The sequence below is a fragment of the Faecalibacterium sp. I2-3-92 genome (genome assembly GCF_023347315.1).
Taxonomy (GTDB): domain Bacteria; phylum Bacillota; class Clostridia; order Oscillospirales; family Ruminococcaceae; genus Faecalibacterium; species Faecalibacterium duncaniae.
This window is the reverse complement of the sequence record NZ_CP094470.1, coordinates 2,048,361-2,064,788: the sequence shown is the minus strand read 5'-3', so window position 1 is coordinate 2,064,788 and position 16,428 is coordinate 2,048,361. Positions and strand designations below refer to the sequence as shown.

Annotated in this window: 18 protein-coding genes and 1 tRNA gene; 4 read left to right on the top strand and 15 right to left on the bottom strand. The window is 49.9% G+C overall.

All coding sequences use genetic code 11. The features are described 5' to 3' along the window. Window positions 1–53: 53 nt before the first annotated feature. The 3 genes from uvrB (at window position 54) to MTP42_RS10155 (ending at window position 5,196) form a co-directional block, all read left to right on the top strand. Window positions 54–2,111, top strand: a complete 2,058-nt coding sequence (gene uvrB, locus MTP42_RS10165) for an excinuclease ABC subunit UvrB (protein WP_005930935.1) — start codon at window positions 54–56, stop codon at window positions 2,109–2,111. Next, entirely contained in the window at window positions 2,098–4,980 is a 2,883-nt protein-coding gene (gene uvrA, locus MTP42_RS10160; RefSeq protein ID WP_249257238.1) for an excinuclease ABC subunit UvrA, read from the top strand. The genes uvrB and uvrA overlap by 14 nt, the downstream gene beginning before the upstream one ends. Before the next feature lie 138 nt (window positions 4,981–5,118). Further along, window positions 5,119–5,196 (top strand) — tRNA-Pro (locus MTP42_RS10155). 134 nt (window positions 5,197–5,330) lie between these two features. Here the strand turns inward: MTP42_RS10155 and MTP42_RS10150 are convergent. The 6 genes from MTP42_RS10150 to MTP42_RS10125 all read right to left on the bottom strand — a co-directional run bounded on the left by MTP42_RS10150 (window position 5,331) and on the right by MTP42_RS10125 (window position 9,414). After that, window positions 5,331–6,428, bottom strand: a complete 1,098-nt coding sequence (locus MTP42_RS10150; protein WP_243130395.1) for a tyrosine-type recombinase/integrase — start codon at window positions 6,426–6,428, stop codon at window positions 5,331–5,333. A gap of 75 nt (window positions 6,429–6,503) precedes the next feature. Continuing rightward, the gene (locus tag MTP42_RS10145; RefSeq protein ID WP_005927005.1) at window positions 6,504–6,704 is read right to left on the bottom strand and encodes a helix-turn-helix domain-containing protein; all 201 of its coding nucleotides are present in this window, start codon (window positions 6,702–6,704) and stop codon (window positions 6,504–6,506) included. Window positions 6,705–6,836: 132 nt separating this feature from the next. Continuing rightward, entirely contained in the window at window positions 6,837–7,649 is an 813-nt protein-coding gene (locus tag MTP42_RS10140) for a DUF6551 family protein (protein WP_005930924.1), read from the bottom strand. Then, window positions 7,640–8,314, bottom strand: a complete 675-nt coding sequence (locus MTP42_RS10135; protein ID WP_249257237.1) for a type II toxin-antitoxin system PemK/MazF family toxin — start codon at window positions 8,312–8,314, stop codon at window positions 7,640–7,642. Before MTP42_RS10135 ends, MTP42_RS10140 begins: the two co-directional genes overlap by 10 nt. Window positions 8,315–8,330: 16 nt before the next feature. Continuing rightward, window positions 8,331–8,567, bottom strand: coding sequence for a hypothetical protein (locus tag MTP42_RS10130; protein ID WP_249257236.1), 237 nt, complete (start codon window positions 8,565–8,567; stop codon window positions 8,331–8,333). 358 nt (window positions 8,568–8,925) lie between these two features. Beyond that, entirely contained in the window at window positions 8,926–9,414 is a 489-nt protein-coding gene (locus tag MTP42_RS10125; RefSeq protein WP_249257235.1) for a sigma factor-like helix-turn-helix DNA-binding protein, read from the bottom strand. Window positions 9,415–10,309: 895 nt separating this feature from the next. Between MTP42_RS10125 and MTP42_RS10120 the strand changes: the two genes are divergently transcribed. Further along, entirely contained in the window at window positions 10,310–10,669 is a 360-nt protein-coding gene (locus MTP42_RS10120; protein WP_418268279.1) for a helix-turn-helix domain-containing protein, read from the top strand. Between the two features lie 87 nt (window positions 10,670–10,756). Here MTP42_RS10120 and MTP42_RS10115 read toward each other — a convergent pair whose 3' ends face one another. From MTP42_RS10115 to MTP42_RS10075, 9 genes are all read right to left on the bottom strand, one after another. After that, window positions 10,757–10,975, bottom strand: coding sequence for a hypothetical protein (locus MTP42_RS10115; protein ID WP_097773622.1), 219 nt, complete (start codon window positions 10,973–10,975; stop codon window positions 10,757–10,759). A 138-nt stretch (window positions 10,976–11,113) separates the two neighbouring features. Beyond that, window positions 11,114–11,545 (bottom strand): winged helix-turn-helix domain-containing protein, encoded by a 432-nt coding sequence (locus tag MTP42_RS10110; protein ID WP_005946641.1) that lies wholly within the window; start codon window positions 11,543–11,545, stop codon window positions 11,114–11,116. 104 nt (window positions 11,546–11,649) lie between these two features. Next, entirely contained in the window at window positions 11,650–11,823 is a 174-nt protein-coding gene (locus tag MTP42_RS10105; RefSeq protein ID WP_249249769.1) for a hypothetical protein, read from the bottom strand. A gap of 216 nt (window positions 11,824–12,039) precedes the next feature. After that, window positions 12,040–12,942, bottom strand: coding sequence for a sensor histidine kinase (locus MTP42_RS10100; protein WP_249249765.1), 903 nt, complete (start codon window positions 12,940–12,942; stop codon window positions 12,040–12,042). A 28-nt stretch (window positions 12,943–12,970) separates the two neighbouring features. Then, window positions 12,971–13,708: an ABC transporter permease gene (locus MTP42_RS10095; RefSeq protein ID WP_249249756.1), complete on the bottom strand. Its 738-nt coding sequence runs from the start codon at window positions 13,706–13,708 to the stop codon at window positions 12,971–12,973. A gap of 15 nt (window positions 13,709–13,723) precedes the next feature. Next, window positions 13,724–14,422 (bottom strand): ABC transporter permease, encoded by a 699-nt coding sequence (locus MTP42_RS10090; RefSeq protein WP_249257234.1) that lies wholly within the window; start codon window positions 14,420–14,422, stop codon window positions 13,724–13,726. Beyond that, entirely contained in the window at window positions 14,400–15,338 is a 939-nt protein-coding gene (locus MTP42_RS10085) for an ABC transporter ATP-binding protein (RefSeq protein WP_005946652.1), read from the bottom strand. Before MTP42_RS10085 ends, MTP42_RS10090 begins: the two co-directional genes overlap by 23 nt. A gap of 96 nt (window positions 15,339–15,434) precedes the next feature. After that, the gene (locus MTP42_RS10080; protein WP_005946654.1) at window positions 15,435–16,118 is read right to left on the bottom strand and encodes a response regulator transcription factor; all 684 of its coding nucleotides are present in this window, start codon (window positions 16,116–16,118) and stop codon (window positions 15,435–15,437) included. Beyond that, window positions 16,099–16,299 carry a helix-turn-helix domain-containing protein gene (locus MTP42_RS10075; protein ID WP_005946656.1) on the bottom strand — a complete coding sequence of 67 codons (201 nt, stop codon included), beginning with the start codon at window positions 16,297–16,299 and terminating at the stop codon, window positions 16,099–16,101. Before MTP42_RS10075 ends, MTP42_RS10080 begins: the two co-directional genes overlap by 20 nt. Between the last annotated feature and the right edge of the window lie 129 nt (window positions 16,300–16,428).

Here is a 16,428-nt window from a genome sequence, read left to right as displayed (position 1 = left end):
AAAAAGCACAACTATTTGTAGTTCTATCTGAGAACAGAAAGGAGAACCGAGACATGGCCGATGAACAGTTCCATCTCGTCTCCAACTATGCCCCCACGGGTGACCAGCCCCAGGCCATTGAGCAGCTGGTAGAGGGCGTTGAGCGGGGCGACCGCTGCCAGACCCTGCTGGGTGTGACCGGCAGCGGCAAGACCTTTACCATGGCCAACGTGATCGCCCGGTGCAACCGCCCCACGCTGGTGCTGGCCCATAATAAGACGCTGGCGGCCCAGCTCTGCACCGAGTTCCGCTCGTTCTTCCCGGACAATGCGGTGGAGTATTTTGTTTCCTACTACGATTACTACCAGCCCGAAGCCTACATCCCCAGCACCGATACCTACATTGAAAAGGACAGCGCCATCAACGATGAGATCGACCGCTTGCGCCACTCGGCCACGGCGGCGCTTTCGGAGCGGCGGGATGTCATCATTGTGGCATCGGTGTCCTGTATCTACTCTCTGGGCGACCCCATCGATTACCGCAGCATGGTCATCAGTCTGCGGCCCGGGATGCAGATGGAGCGGGATGACCTGTGCAAAAAGCTGGTCACCCTGCAATATGAGCGGAACGACATCAATTTTATCCGCAATAAGTTCCGTGTTCATGGCGACACGGTGGATATCTATCTGGCCTACATGAGCGACCTTGCCATCCGGGTGGAGTTCTTCGGGGATGAGATCGACCGCATCACGGAGTTCAACCCCGTTACCGGCACCCGGCAGAACGTGGTGAAGCATGTGGCTATCTTCCCGGCCAGCCACTACATCGTCAGTGCCGATAAAAAGGCAGCGGCCATTGAAAAGATCCGCGCCGAGTGTGACGAGCAGGTGAAGAAGTTTACCGCAGAGGGCAAGCTCATTGAAGCCCAGCGCATCCAGCAGCGAACGAACTACGACATCGAGATGCTGACCGAGGTGGGGATCTGCAAGGGCATCGAGAACTACTCGGCGGTGCTGTCGGGCCGTGCGCCGGGCAGTATGCCCACCACCCTGCTGGATTATTTCCCGGAGGATTTTCTGCTTTTTGTGGATGAGAGCCATGTGACCCTGCCGCAGGTGCGCGCTATGTACGGCGGCGACTATGCCCGCAAAAAGACGCTGGTGGAATATGGCTTCCGTCTGCCGTCGGCCTTTGACAACCGCCCCCTCAAGTTTGAGGAGGTGGAAAGCAAGCTGAACCAGATGGTGTTCGTCTCGGCCACGCCGGGCGAGTACGAGCGCCGGAACAGCACCCGGATCGCGCAGCAGGTCATCCGGCCCACCGGCCTGCTGGACCCGCTGATCTCGGTGCGGCCTGTGGAGGGGCAGGTGACTGACCTGCTGGGCGAGATCAACGCCCGCACGGCGAAGAACGAGCGTGTTCTTGTGACCACCCTGACCAAGAAGATGGCCGAGGACCTGACCGACTTCTTGACCGAGCAGGGCATCAAGGTCAAATATATGCACCACGAGGTGGATACCTTTGAACGGATGGAGATCATCAAAGATCTGCGCCTGGGCTCCATCGATGTGGTGGTGGGCATCAACCTTCTGCGCGAGGGTCTGGATCTGCCCGAGGTCAGCCTTGTGGCGATCCTGGATGCCGACAAGGAAGGCTTCCTGCGCAGTGAGACCAGCCTCATCCAGACCATTGGCCGCGCGGCCCGCAACGCCGAGGGTCTGGTCATTATGTACGCCGATGAGGTGACGGACAGCATGGAACGCGCCATCACCGAGACCGAGCGCCGCCGTGCCATCCAGATGGCCTACAATGAAGAACACGGCATCGTGCCTAAGACCATCGTCAAGGCCATTGCGGACAGTATTGAGATCAGCGATAAGGCGGAGAACGCAAAGCGGAATACCCGCCGCATGGGCAAACTGGAGCGGGAAGCTGCCATCGAGCGCCTGACCCGGGAGATGAAGGAGGCCGCCAAGCTGCTGGAATTTGAGCATGCGGCCTTCCTGCGTGATCAGATCGACCGCCTGCGCCGGGGTGAGAACCCCACCGTGGACTCGGATGCCGAGACCGAGCGCAGGCAGAACCATGCACAGACACAGAGAAGAGGGAGAAAGTACCTTGGCAAACGATAAAATCGTCATCAAAGGCGCACGGGAGCACAACCTGAAGAATATTGATCTGACCCTCCCGCGCGAAAAATTCATTGTTATGACCGGCCTGTCCGGTTCCGGCAAGTCGAGCCTTGCCTTCGATACCATTTATGCCGACGGCCAGCGCCGCTATGTGGAGAGCCTTTCCAGCTACGCCCGGATGTTCCTGGGCCGGATGGATAAGCCCGATGTGGATGAGATCACCGGCCTGTCGCCGGCCATTTCCATTGACCAGAAGACCACCAGCCACAACCCCCGCTCTACCGTGGGCACCGTGACCGAGATCTACGATTACCTGCGCCTGCTGTATGCCCGGGTGGGCGTGCCCCACTGCCCGGTGTGCGGCCGTGTCATCAGCCAGCAGACCGTGGATGAGATGGTGGATGCCGTGCTCAAGCTGGAGGACGGCACCAAATTCCAGGTGCTGGCTCCTGTGGTACGCCAGCGCAAGGGTACGCAGCAGAAGGAGCTGGATGCCGCCCGGCGGGGCGGCTACTCCCGTGTGAGGATCGACGGCAATCTGTATGACTTGGACGAGGAGATCACGCTGGAAAAGAACATCAAGCACACGGTGGAGATCGTGGTGGACCGCCTTGCCATGCGCAAGGGCATCCGGGGCCGTCTGGCGGATTCGCTGGAAACTGCGCTGGCCCTGACCGGCGGCATCGCTGAGATCGATGTCATCGGTGGGGAGTGCATGACCTTCAGCCAGAACTTTGCCTGCCCGGAGCACGGCATCTCCATCGGGGATCTGTCGCCCCGACTCTTCTCCTTCAACAACCCCCAGGGGGCCTGTGAGAAGTGCACGGGCCTTGGTACGTTTATGCGGGTGGACGAGGAGCGCATCCTGCCCAATAAGAACCTGTCCATCCGGCAGGGGGCCATCAAGGCCAGCGGCTGGTACTACGCCGAGGGCTCTGTCAGCGAAATGTACTACCTTGGTCTGGGTAAAAAATACGGCTTTACGCTGGACACGCCCATCAAGGATATGAGCACCGAGGCAGTGAACGCCCTGCTCTACGGCACCAACGGCGAAAAGATCGAGATGCACCGAACCAACGAGTTCGGCAGCGGTGTCTACTATAATACGTTTGAGGGCATCGTGGAGAACCTGGAGCGCCGCTTCCGGGAGACCAACAGCGAGTGGATGAAGGAAGAGATCGGCAGCTTCATGTCCGGCGTGGAGTGCCCGGACTGCCACGGCAAGCGCCTGAAGCCGGTGGTGCTGGCAGTGACCGTTGGGGATAAGAACATCAGCGAGTTCTGCGAAATGTCCATCCGGGATGAGCTGAAATTCATCGCCGAAAATGAGCCGAACCTGACCGAGAAGCAGAGGCAGATCGGCGGTCAGATCATGAAGGAGATCCGGAACCGCCTGCAGTTTTTGCAGAGCGTGGGTCTGGATTACCTGACCCTGGCCCGTGCGGCTGGCACCCTGTCCGGCGGTGAAAGCCAACGCATCCGCCTCACCACCCAGATCGGCAGTGCGCTGTCCGGCGTGCTCTATGTGTTGGACGAGCCCAGCATTGGCCTGCACCAGCGTGACAACGACAAGCTCATTGCGACCCTGAAGAACCTGCGGGACCTCGGTAATACCGTCATCGTGGTCGAGCACGACGAGGATACCATGCGCAGCGCGGACTATATCGTGGATGTGGGCCCCGGCGCGGGCGTTCACGGCGGCGAGATCGTGGCGGCGGGCTCCGTGAAGGATATCTGTAAGGCCAAGCGGAGCATCACCGGCGATTATCTTTCCGGCCGCAAGCGCATTGCTGTGCCCCAGACCCGCCGCACCGGCAATGGAAACTTCCTGACCGTGAAAGGTGCCCGGGAGAACAACCTGCGCAACATTGATGTCCGGTTTCCGCTGGGGGAGTTCGTCTGTGTGACCGGCATTTCCGGTTCCGGCAAGTCCAGCCTGATCAACGAGATCCTGTACAAGACGCTGGCCTGTGAGCTGAACGGTGCCCGCAGCCGTGCGGGCAAGTGCGACGGGGTGGAGGGTCTGGAGTTTGTGGATAAGGTCATTGGCATCGACCAGCAGCCCATCGGCCGCACGCCCCGCTCCAACCCGGCCACCTATACCGGTGTGTTCAACGATATCCGCGCCGTCTTTGCCGAGACCCAGGATGCAAAGATGCGCGGCTATGGCCCGGGCCGGTTCAGCTTCAACGTCAAGGGCGGCCGCTGTGAGGCTTGTGAGGGTAACGGCATTTTGCAGATCGAGATGCACTTCCTGCCGGATGTCTATGTCCCCTGCGAGGTGTGCAAGGGCGCGCGCTATAACCGCGAGACGCTGGAGGTAAAGTATAAGGAAAAGACCATCTCCGATGTGCTGAACATGACCGTGGAAGAGGCGGTGGTGTTCTTTGCAAACCAGCCCAAGATCGCCCGCAAGCTGCAGACCCTGCTGGATGTGGGCCTTGGCTATGTAACCCTGGGTCAGAGCGCCACCACCCTGTCCGGCGGCGAAGCCCAGCGTGTCAAACTGGCCAATGAGCTAGCCCGACGCAGCACCGGCAAGACGGTGTATATCCTCGATGAGCCTACCACAGGCCTGCACATTGCGGACGTGCATCGCCTGATCGAGGTGCTGCAGAAGCTGGTGGATGCGGGCAACACGGTCATTGTCATCGAGCACAATCTGGATCTCATCAAGTGTGCCGATCACATCATTGACCTTGGCCCTGAAGGCGGCAGCGCCGGCGGCCTGGTGATTGCCGAGGGTACGCCCGAGCAGGTGGCCGAGGTGCCCGGCAGCTTTACCGGCCAGTACCTCAAGCCCCTGCTGGAAAAGGACAGACAGCTGCGGGCCGCGGAAGCGGAAACTGCTGCAAAAGCAAAAAAGTAAAGCGGCGCTCATACGACGAAAATCATACTTTTCTTGAAAAAATCAGAAAAAGATGCAGAAAAGTGTTGACAAAACCCGGAAGGATGCGTATAATATCTTTTGTCGCCAATGCTTCGGTAGGGAGGCAGAGGACGATATCCGGGTGTAGCGCAGTTTTGGTAGCGCGCTTGAATGGGGTTCAAGAGGCCGTGAGTTCGATTCTCGCCACTCGGACCATAAATCCAACGATTTCACGTTAGAAATCGTTGGATTTTTTTGTTTGTGGGCTGGCCTCATTTGGTTTTGACCACAATTTTGACCACAATGCCAAAGATTTTATCTGGTCTAATTAGTGTCGTTCCGTCCAATTTTCAGGCCGAAAATGCCTCGCTGAACAACTGGATCGCACTCTGCCGAATGGATTCCTGAACATGGAGATAATGCTCAGTCATTTCGGTATCGGCATGGCCTACGATGCTCTGGATGGTCTGAATATCCACGCCCAACGCCTGCATCTGCGACACATAGGTGTGGCGGCAGCTGTGCGGCGTGAGCAAGCGGACATCGCCCGCTTCTTCCAGAGATTTGCGGAACACATCCCGGAAATGGGTGGGGTTGCAGGGTAAGCCGGTCTTGGGGCTTTCCCAGATGAACTGGTCGGTGGTATCCCGCAGCTTGATGGCGCACGGGCGGACATTCAGCGGCACCGGAATATCCCGGATACTGTCTTTGGATTTCGGACTGCCAATGCTGACTGTACCTTTTACGACCTTTACTGCCTGCCGGATGTGAATGACAGAGCCATCTTCTTCAATAAACTGCGGCTCCAAAGCCAGAAGTTCCTGCATTCTCATTCCAGTGCCGAGCAAAAGCCGGATGCTCAAGCCCATGCGGTCATCGGGGAGAACTTTCATTAAGTGAGCGACTTCCGCTGTGGTAAAGGCTTCCTTGCGTTTTGCGGTGCCGGATGCCCGCATCTTTTCAGCAAGCCGGACCGGGTTGCGGCGCACAAGGTCATTGGCTTCTGCCTTTTGAAAGATCTGGTAGAGCATCCCTCGTGCCTTGCTGATGTAAGAATCCGAGCGGCCATCGCGCCGCATCCCTTTCAGGAAATTTTCAATGTCGATGGGGCGTATGACGGTCAAGGGGCGATGATAAAATCCCTCTTTGAGCATTTTCAGGCAGTATTTGTAGCTTTCCTGTGTCGTGGGAGCGATATTATCCCTGTGACCCTCGAACCATGTATCGGCCCAATCTTCAAAGTACAGGATCGTGTCCAGCTGGATACCGCTGATAAGCGCATCCTGATACTCTTTCAGTTTGAGCTTGACCTCCTTCTGGGTCTTGCCATAGAAGGTCTTGAAGCGCGGCGAACCATCTTTCTGGTAGCCGTCCATCATACGTAATTCCCAGCGACCATCGCTGCGGTGGCGAAGCGTACCCTCGCCGTGTGAACGTTTGCTTGGCATATTGCCTCCTTCCTGATGTCAAGTCGTTTCGGGAATAGTATAGAAAAAGAAACCTCTTGAATCAAGGATGTCAAATCAGCCATTTACGCTGTCCGTGATCCACTGAAGAAAACGGTCTTTGGGTACGACCATCCGCTTACCGATGTGGAGCGTGGGAAAGCCGTCCGAACGGAGCAGGATGTAAGCGTTGGCGCGGGAGATGCCCAGCGCAGCAGCGACATGATCGGCTGTCAGGGTGATGGGAAGCTGCTCATACGAAGTGAACTGAGAGCGCATAGAATACCTCTTTTCTCTATATGTTGTGTTGAATGAATACAGGAACACTATATATTGCACTTTGATATGTAACAAGGGGCATCTGCGGTTTGCGGATGCCCCTTGTGTATATGGGAGGAATGCCTGTGAATGTCAGAATTTCATCGGCAGCGCGTCTTTTCTGCACTTGCCGTTGTAGGCGGTGTAAATGGGAAAAACATATTTCTTCCATCCGCGCAGCTTTGCGGGGTCGTCCTGCCCGATGCGGTAAATATCGACCGGGTGGATGTTGCGCAGTGCACGGAGCAGCCGTTCTTCACTGAACTCGCCGTGGTACAGCTCCACAAAGTGCATCATGCCTTTCAGAACAGATGCCCGGAACGAATCGGGCTTGCCCTCCCATGCTGCCACGATCAGCCGCATCGTTTCACAGTAGAGCGGTTCGCCCATCTGCTTGTAGAGTCGGAAAGCCGTACCAACGCAGCCGATGCGGTAATCGGTCAGCTGCTGGCTGTCATAATTGAGACTCAACCCCACCCGGTTGGTGGCTGCGAGGAAAGCCTTGGAAATAGCATCGCCGCCTACGACCTTGGCGCGGAGCTTGATGCCAGCAGTCAGCGGAGCGGAAAAGCCGTTCTGTTCGGCAAAGAGCAGGGCTTCCTGCTCCACGGTCATGCCCGTGTACACCTTGCAGAGAATCGGCAGATCCTTGCCGCCGTTGCGGAGGATGCGCCCCTCGATGGTGTGCTGCCCATCCGTTACGATGAACTGACCGTTGCGGAAACTGACCTTCGGCTCATTTGCCACATATTCGTTGAAGTGGGCGGCAATCAGTTCCACACGCTTGCGCTCCACACCGCGCTGATACAGTTCGCGGGGGTAGACCAGCTTGCTGCTGTGGATGACCATGAGCTGGTACGGCGGGTTGACATGGATGAAGGGATTGGTGTTGTCTTTCAGGCGCATCGCATTTCCTCCTTGATTCTCCAGATGTACGTTTCGGCTTCTTTCAGGATTTCAGCAACCTGCTGCTTACGCTTCGGGATGGTGAGCAGACTTGGGTTGAATGTGAAGCTGTATTCCAGCCGCTGGATCATTGCGTGTACCGCAGCTTCCAGTTCGGTGTACAGCATCATGTCCTCAACGCTCCCAGCGTCCTCAAAGGACGATTTGATGGGCGTGTAGGGATAGATGGGCGGCTTGCCGTCAACCACCTCAGGCGGCGCGTAAGCCGCCGTAGAACGGATGATAGGCGGAAGCCGCTGAATGTTCCCCATCGGGTTCAGGGCAAGACTGGCACGGACAGCATCATCCACCCGGCTCATTTCTTCCGGGGTGAGATGTCCGAGGAATTTCAGCACCCTGCTCTTGTCTACGGTAAAGATTTGCTCTGCCTGAACGATGGATGGTACGGAGAGAAACTCGTTCACCAGCAGGCAGTGGGTCGGCTGGGTATACTTTTTTGCCGCCTTGCTTGTCAATGTGGCCACGATCAGCGTGGGCGAGTAAAAATTTCCCACATCGTTCTGAAGAACGACTGCCGGACGATTCCCGCTTTGCTCTGAACCGATGGCGTTGTCGAAACGAGTGAAGAAAATGTCTCCGCGCTGGAATTTCCAGTTTTGAATCAAAAGCTGCCCTCCTTTTTCAATATGTACACCGCTTCATCACAACGTAGTCATGACCGCGCCGGGTCTGGCAGACTGTGCAAGTGTCCATGCTCCGGTCTGCGCTGGGAACAATGGCGATTTTGAACGCTTTGGATTCTACAAAACTACAAAGGCAGACACCGCAGAGCGTGCGGATGGACCGGATCATCTCCGGGGTCAGTTCCATTTCCTCGTAGATCGCTTGCTCTAAGGTGGTACGGTCGTTTTCGTTCATAAAACCTCCTATGTAGGACGAAAATGTGGATATATGGAATAAGTAAAAAGAACAGGCGTGGACGAAGACCGAAAACAGCATTCGGCCACGCCTGATTTAATAAGTTAAGGTCTCGCATATTCGCCCTCGGCTCCCTGCGAGTGGGGCATAAACATCTGGCAGCGGACTTGTACCGCTTCATTGGCATTTCAGCCACCCCGTCTGCTTTGTGACCGGGCCGCGAATTACGGAAGTATCATTATCGGAGTACCAGATGACGGAACTATTCAGTTTTCAAAGAACAGGAGTGCAGACAGTTCGTTCAGCGGCTTTCGCCATCTGGTGAATTGCCCTTACACTTACGAGCCATCGAGAAGGCTCATTCTACACCCTGAAAATCAAAGTTCTTCAAAAATTTAGTGATTTTCAAAATTCGCTTACTAATATTCTGCTGTGCAATGCCATAAACTTTAGATAATTCTACGGTGCTGTACTTCTCATGGAAGTACAACGTAACGAGCTGGAGTTCTTCGTCAGAGAGTTTCTCCAAACCCGCGTGTAACCGCTCATTCTGAATTTCGCCTACCCATGTAAAGCGCGTTTTCGTTTCATGGTAGGTATCCGTTACGGTAATGGCTTTTTCATACTGCTTGAAGTCGCTGCTTTCCGTGGCTGTACTATCATCGGTGGTGTCAGAAACCGTCAGTGTGTTGGTGATGTAGGCGCGTTCGCTGTTGAGAACACCCAAATCAAACTCATACATAGCCTGAATTGCATCTTCGCTCATTCCTGCTTCGTGGTACTGCACACGAAGATGCTCCCACTTTGCGTTCAGCTTGCGACGTTCATTGCCATTATTGAAACTCATGTGTAACCTCCAAATTTTCGATAAAATGTGAAATGTCGAAAATTTGGAGATGCTACGGATATTTCGCCACTTGGGGCAACCATGAAAAGAGGGTAAACATAAAACCTGCTCCTTTTCGGGAGCAGGCTTCCTGAAGCTAAAAAAATAGCCGGACAACAGCCGACTGAGGGATTCTCAAGCGAAAATCACTCAATCAAGCTGTTGCCCGGCTATTTGGTGCTACGTTTCATACATCACCCGGAGGTGACGGCCCGTTGCTCGGTGCGAACAGTCCATATTCAGAGTGCTTTGCACCCGATTCTTATGAAACCAATGCTTACTTGGCTCGAATGGAAAGGTTGAGCCATAACATTTCCCGGCAACGCCAGCATTTTATGTGGATGAATCCAGTGCAGTCGGCGGTCATTCGATAGAGCTTTATATTGCACTTGGGGCAAAACTGCCAGAGTTCTGTAATTGCTTCCTTCTTATGATCGAGCATGACTTTCCCTCCCAAATATAAAGTTTGCTGCGGTATTATGGGAGAAACGGCGGACTGCGGCACTTTTGTTCCAAAAGCGCAAAAACGCCAGCCTCCCATTGAGGGAAGCTGGCGCAGTACAGCATATCGGCACGATTGTGGGTGGCAGAATGGAACGATTGTGCCTGTTTCGGAGCGGTCTGGTCTACGGTAGCAGACAGGCTTTTTTTGATGCGTTACCCCAATAAAAAATCACAGTACCCTCCATAGACGGTAACTGTGATCTTGTGGCGCAAGGAATCGCCCGGACGAGTTACCGTTTTTTTATAACTCGACCGGGAAACGCAAAAATCGGCATTATACTTCCTGCTCGCAGGAAATACAAGGTTATACCGCATCATTCACCAGAACGATACAATACTATTGAGGTGAACGATGATGCCGAATTCCGACTTGAAGTTACTTGGAGAAAAGGTTCGCACGGAGCGCAAGCTGGCAGGTTTAACACAAGAACAGCTTGCTGAACGTTGCCATGTTTCAACAAAGCATATTGCCAACATTGAAAAAGGTAGCATGAATCCATCTTACGAAATTCTTTTGGCGATTGCTCGCGTTCTGCCGATTTCGCTTGATGCACTGATTACTCCGGGAATGGACAAGACGGAAGTAGAATTAAAAGAGTTCAACCGAATCTATCTTTCCTGTCCAGAAGCGGTGCGAGAAACCTTAATGGACTCGACCCGCACACTGGCAAAGCATCTGACAGAGTTTTACAGTAAGATTGAAAATCCCTGAAAATGTTTTGCTTGTGGTACAGTATAGCACATTTTTCAAAGTCACTATACCAAAACGAACCCAAAAACAAACCAATTTCATACCAATTCAGTCGATTCCCAAGCTGATCTGAATCTCTGTTTCCAAATCATTTGCCAATGCCGTATATAGTTCTTGTGGTGTGCGGCAAAGAATTGCATTGAAATTGATAGGGTCGCCCTCATTGAAAAGCCTTACATATCCCCAGCGGCATGGAACAACGTCCAAATAGGTCGCAGACTCTAAAAAGCTATGGAAGTGGGTCAATACTTCTTCAAATGTTTGCATGGTTTGACCTCCTGAATTAAGTTATCTCTATTTTAGAATATTCTTGGTCATCTATGCAAGGATGCCGATTTCGTACAGCGTAGAAAACGATAAAGCCATACCGAAGAATCCTACTAGGATCTCACGGTATGGCTTTTATTACAGATTGCGATTCAATCGCACCGATTCCGATGATGGGACAAATTGATATCCAATGTTGGAAACCGTTTTAATATAACGGGGGTGATCTTTGTCATCCTCTATTTTCTGGCGGATTCGACCGATCGTGCTGGTGACGGCTCTCAAATAGCTTTCGCTGTCCTTATGCCAGACTGCTTCAAAGATCTGCTCCTTTGTAAACAGTTTGCCCGGATGCTGTGCCATCAAACTCAAAACACCGTATTCATAACGACTCATGTACACCTCTGTTCCGTGTTTGAAAACACGGTGGTGTTCCAAGTTGATTTCCAGATCGGGACGGCTCAGAGCGTCTGTGGGATTCCGCATCAAATCGAACCATTCAAAAATCGTCTGCTCTTGCGGTGGGCAGTGATCCTTTGTGATGCGAACAACAACTTCAATTTTTTGCATACAATAGACAATCCTCCCCCAAAGCCAAATCTATATCACTCGATATGGAAAATCGGGTGTAGCTCGTATTTCCGCATTGACCGTGCACTACGATGCCGTGTGCTTTAGCCGCCGTCGTTTTTGGAATCCCGAAAGTTCAGAGCTGCCATCAGGCATCCAAACGCACCTGCCCAGAGAAGGTCGGTATAGGGCCATACTTGGAGAATGGCAAAAATCACCCCTGCGATCAGCAGCAGGATGCCAACCGTTAACAGCAGACTTGCCGATAACTGCTCCATCTTAGGTATCCCTTTCTGTGCGAAGATAGTGCTGCACCCGGTGGACATCCCCGGAACGAACTGCAATGTACCACAGGGATTGAGACATTGCTCCGGTAGGCATTGGTGTATTCAGCGGAACCGGAAGCAGTGCCGCCCGCACCTTGTAGGGAATATTGTTTTCCGCCATACGACGGCTTTTTTTCTTTTGCCATCGTCCGGCAGATGAATGAAAAATTAATGGATTTCGAGTGTCACAGTCAATACATTGGATTTAATTTCAGCAGAAACATTGCCGCCTAGTTTATCCGTCAGTAACTTTACAACCGCAAGTCCTACTCCTGTACCACTGTTGTGTCTGGATGCGTCCCCTGTATAAAATCGTTCAAAGAGGCGGGCGGGATTTATTTCAGTTTTGCTATCTATCGGATTTTCAATCGTGAAAATAGCCCTATTTTTCCTTGTCTGCTTTAAGCCCATTTTTATGTCGCCGGATGAATAACGTATCGCATTTGTCAGTAGATTTTGTAAAATCCTTTCCACCATGCTGTAATCAGAATTGAGATAGACAGAATGGGGTGGCAAATCAATTTCAGGGGATATATTTTTTGCTTCCAATGCAGGAGCATTCTCTGTAATAAGATTTATCAGCAAATTAGACAGGTTAAAATCTTCTCGCCGGGGTGTTATCTGCTCGGCATCCAAAATAGACAGGTCATAAAAAGTCTGTACCAATTCTTTCATTCTTTCTGCTTTGTGAAAAATGGTTTCTATTCGCTGTTCCTGCTTGTCTGTCAGAGTTTCTTTTCTTAATAGCTGTAAATGTCCGAGTATAACGGTCAATGGTGTCCGTAGATCATGTGAAATATTTGCAATCGACTCTTTCAGATAGTTTTCGTGGCGAAGCGTACTGGCAATCAACTGCCTTTGATTATCGTTATACTGGTTTAGTATTCCTGCCAGTTGTTCCAAATCTTTGTCAATTAAAGAGATGTCCAGCATTTTCTCGGATTTGCCATTTACCAATTCAGCTATCTGTTTTGATAGATTGCGGATTTGCCGTTTTGTTTGAAGATATTTGAATAGCAAGATAAGCAACAGCAAAAATACAATCAATAGCAGTAGCTCTATTTTAGACACCTCCTTCTTTCCGTTTTCTAATTGAAATCTATTTTAATTCACATTTTCGAAAGCTGCACCATGATAAAATCAACAACGTAACAACCCAAACAATTCCAATCAAAATCGGGAATGGTTGGAAGATTGCTGTGCTGGTAACTGCCTCCCTTATTTGATAAGTTGGCAAAAAAGCTACTGGAAATTTCAACATCATTCCAAAACCCAGATAAAGACTAAGTACAAACGTTGTAACGGCTGTAACAGCAATCGCTTTTGCAGAATTACGCAGTGAAAAGCAAATCCAGATTGCAATGAAAAAAGTAGCACTGTTCAAAAGTAAAGAGTATAGAACCGCCTTAGCAGCCTGATAAATAAAGTTTCCTCCGTCAATAAATCCAAATCTGAAAAATTCTCTTATACACCCGGCAATGGGATAAACAAGAGCCATGACGTTAAACGCAATCAAATATGTGATTACCTTTGAAAAGAAGATTGATTTTCTGGAATGGCCCGCAGTTATTTCAAGATCTACTGTCCGATAAGAAAACTCCTGTCCTAAAATCAAAGCTAAAATACTGGACATCAGAATGAGAAGAAATGTAGAGTCATAAACCATTCCGTTAAAAATATCCGCAAGGGAAGTAGCCGCCCCGCCGGTTGTTCCCATAACTTCCGGGACATAAGTTTCTGCCGTAAAAAAGCCAATTAGAAAGATGCCTACCATGCCACACCAATACAAGAAATTATGTGATAATTGGTATCTTTCCATTTTTAATAGATTGCTCATTTCGACACTTCCCTGTCACTTCAAATCGGAATGCTTAAATCCCAAATAAGCGCCAAAATATAAAATAAATATCCACAAAAAATCTGTGAAAACAAATTGCACCATAGATGGGGTAAATTGCTGCAATGCAATCAGTCGGAGCTGTCCCATTGGCAATATTCGCGAAATAAAGAGTGCTTGATCTCCATTCATCAAGAATATCATCAGGAAAAAGAGAACCATCGGGACAGCTAAAGTTTTTCCTATATCACGAAACAGAAGCGCAAAGAAAAACGGCAACAGGCACATTGCAAATAAAGAAACTACAACTACCAAAACGGTATAGAGATTGCCGCTAACACTCACGAAACTTTCTTTGAAGCAAAGCCTACCAATCAATCCATGTACCAGTAATGGTAAAGCTAAAATCGTTATGCAGGCTATTTGATAGGCGATCAGTTTTGCAAGTAATATCTGTCCTCGGTTATGGCCTGCAATGATATATGATTGCAGCGTTCTTTGTCCAAAGTCATTTCCAACAAACAACGCAGAAAAGACGATTGCCAGAAAAAAGAGAATAGGCACATTATATAGTGATGCAAAGAATAGACTGGATGTTTCTCCAATACTGTCTAACAGCAGCACACTGCTCAAAAAAAGATTAAACGCCACAATCCCCCAAAAGTACCGGCTATGAAACAGTTTATAAAACTCAGTATTTAGGAGATTTAACATTTTCTGAACCTCCTATCTTACTTAAAAAGTAATCTTCCAATGTATCGCCGGATACAGAAAGCCCTGTAACGAGGATATGCGCATCCGACAAAACAGCCGCGACTTTTTCCAAATCATCAAGATAATCGTACAGGCGAATTGTCCCATCCGGCATCAACTTGAAATTTTCTGTATGAAGTTTTTCTTCCAATACAAGCAGCGCCTTTTGCGGGTCGGTAGCCTTGATTGCAATATGCCGTTTACACCGTTCATTCAATTCTTGATCGGAGATTTCTTCAATGATTTTTCCTTTGTCAATTAAAATAAATTCTGTTGCAGTTTGGTATAATTCTTCCAAAATATGGCTGGACACCAAAATTGTCATTCCATATTCCTTGTTCAAGGATTTCAGCAAATTTCTGACTTCGACAATCCCGGCAGGGTCAAGTCCGTTGATCGGTTCATCGAGAATTAAAAATTCTGGCGTGTTCAAGAGAGCGATTGCAATTCCCAGCCGTTGCCTCATACCCAAAGAAAAATTGCGAACACTCTTTTTTCCAGTGTCCTTTAAGCCAACCATATTCAAAGTCTTTTCAATCACTGTTTTATCGGGGATGCCGCGTTGGATGCGTTGTATCTCCATATTTTGATAAGCTGTCATGGCCGGAAATAGTGCAGGTGTTTCAATCATGCAGCCAATCCGCTTTCTCTGTTCCTGCAAATCTTTTGCCGAACTCTTTCCCCATAAGCCTAAAGTACCGCTGGTCGGGAATGCCAGCCCTGTAACCAATCGCAGAAAAGTAGTTTTACCTGCTCCGTTCTGACCGATAAAACCGTAGATTTTCCCTTTCTCAATTTGCAAGTCAATATGATCTAAGGCAACAGTATGCCGATATTTTTTTGTCAAGTCGTGTGCTTCTAAAATAATAGGACTCATATCGTCAGCCTCCTTTATCTTTGATTGTAAGAGGCAATCGTAAAGAATTTCTTAAATCCAAACAGAAAACTCTAAAGAATATCTAAAGCCAGAGGTTTAATCTCTGGCTTTGTGTAAACGGTACCCAATACCCCAAACAGTATCAATAAAGTCCTTGTCCGGGCAAACGGCTTTTAATTTGTTACGAAGATTGCTTATGTGAACATTTAATGTGTTATCCTCACTGATATACTCGGCGTTCCAAACACTTTGAAATAAATTTGCTTTTGAGAATATTTTATCCGGGTATTTCATCAGCAACTCTAAAATTGCAAATTCTTTTGCCGTCAAAGTCAATTCGCTGCCTTGCAAAAAGGCGGTATTATCGTTCAAATCCAAAACCAAATCGCCATGACGTAAATGGGTAGGATTATCTTTTTGAAATTGAACTCGACGGAGATTACTTTCAATTCTAGCCAGAACTTCCTCCATATCAAACGGTTTTGTAATATAATCATCTGCACCGAGGCGCAGTAAATCTACTTTGTTTTGTGTTGTTCCTTTGGCAGAAATAACAATGATTGGAACCGTAGAACATTCTCTTACTGCTGTAAGTACGGTATCACCATTTCGATATGGAAGCATAATATCAAGCAAAATCAAGTCGATCTTATTTTCTCGCAGGCAATCCAATACATGAAGCCCGTCATATTGGCAAAAAACTTCATATCCATTTTCCTGTAAAAATTCAGCTAATAACTTGCTGATTTCCAAATCATCCTCAACCAACAGAATTTTCATTTTCGTTTTTCACCTGCTTTTTATATCGTCTATCTGCGGGTTTGGCTATTTCCTTGGGGAGCAGCCAAACACCGGCCATTTTCACGGCGCCGGGGATACGCCCAGCAGCGCAATAGTAATTTACTCTACGAGGTGTCACGCCCCACTTCTCGGCGGCCTCTTTCAATGTCATATAGTCCATTTCGCACCTCCACAGAGTACATTATAGTTCTTTATCTCGAATAGTACAAGTTGGAGGCTGCATATTGATGAAATGAAATACTACTTTGTGTAAAATCTCATTACATTCTCATAACCCGACCCGAAATGT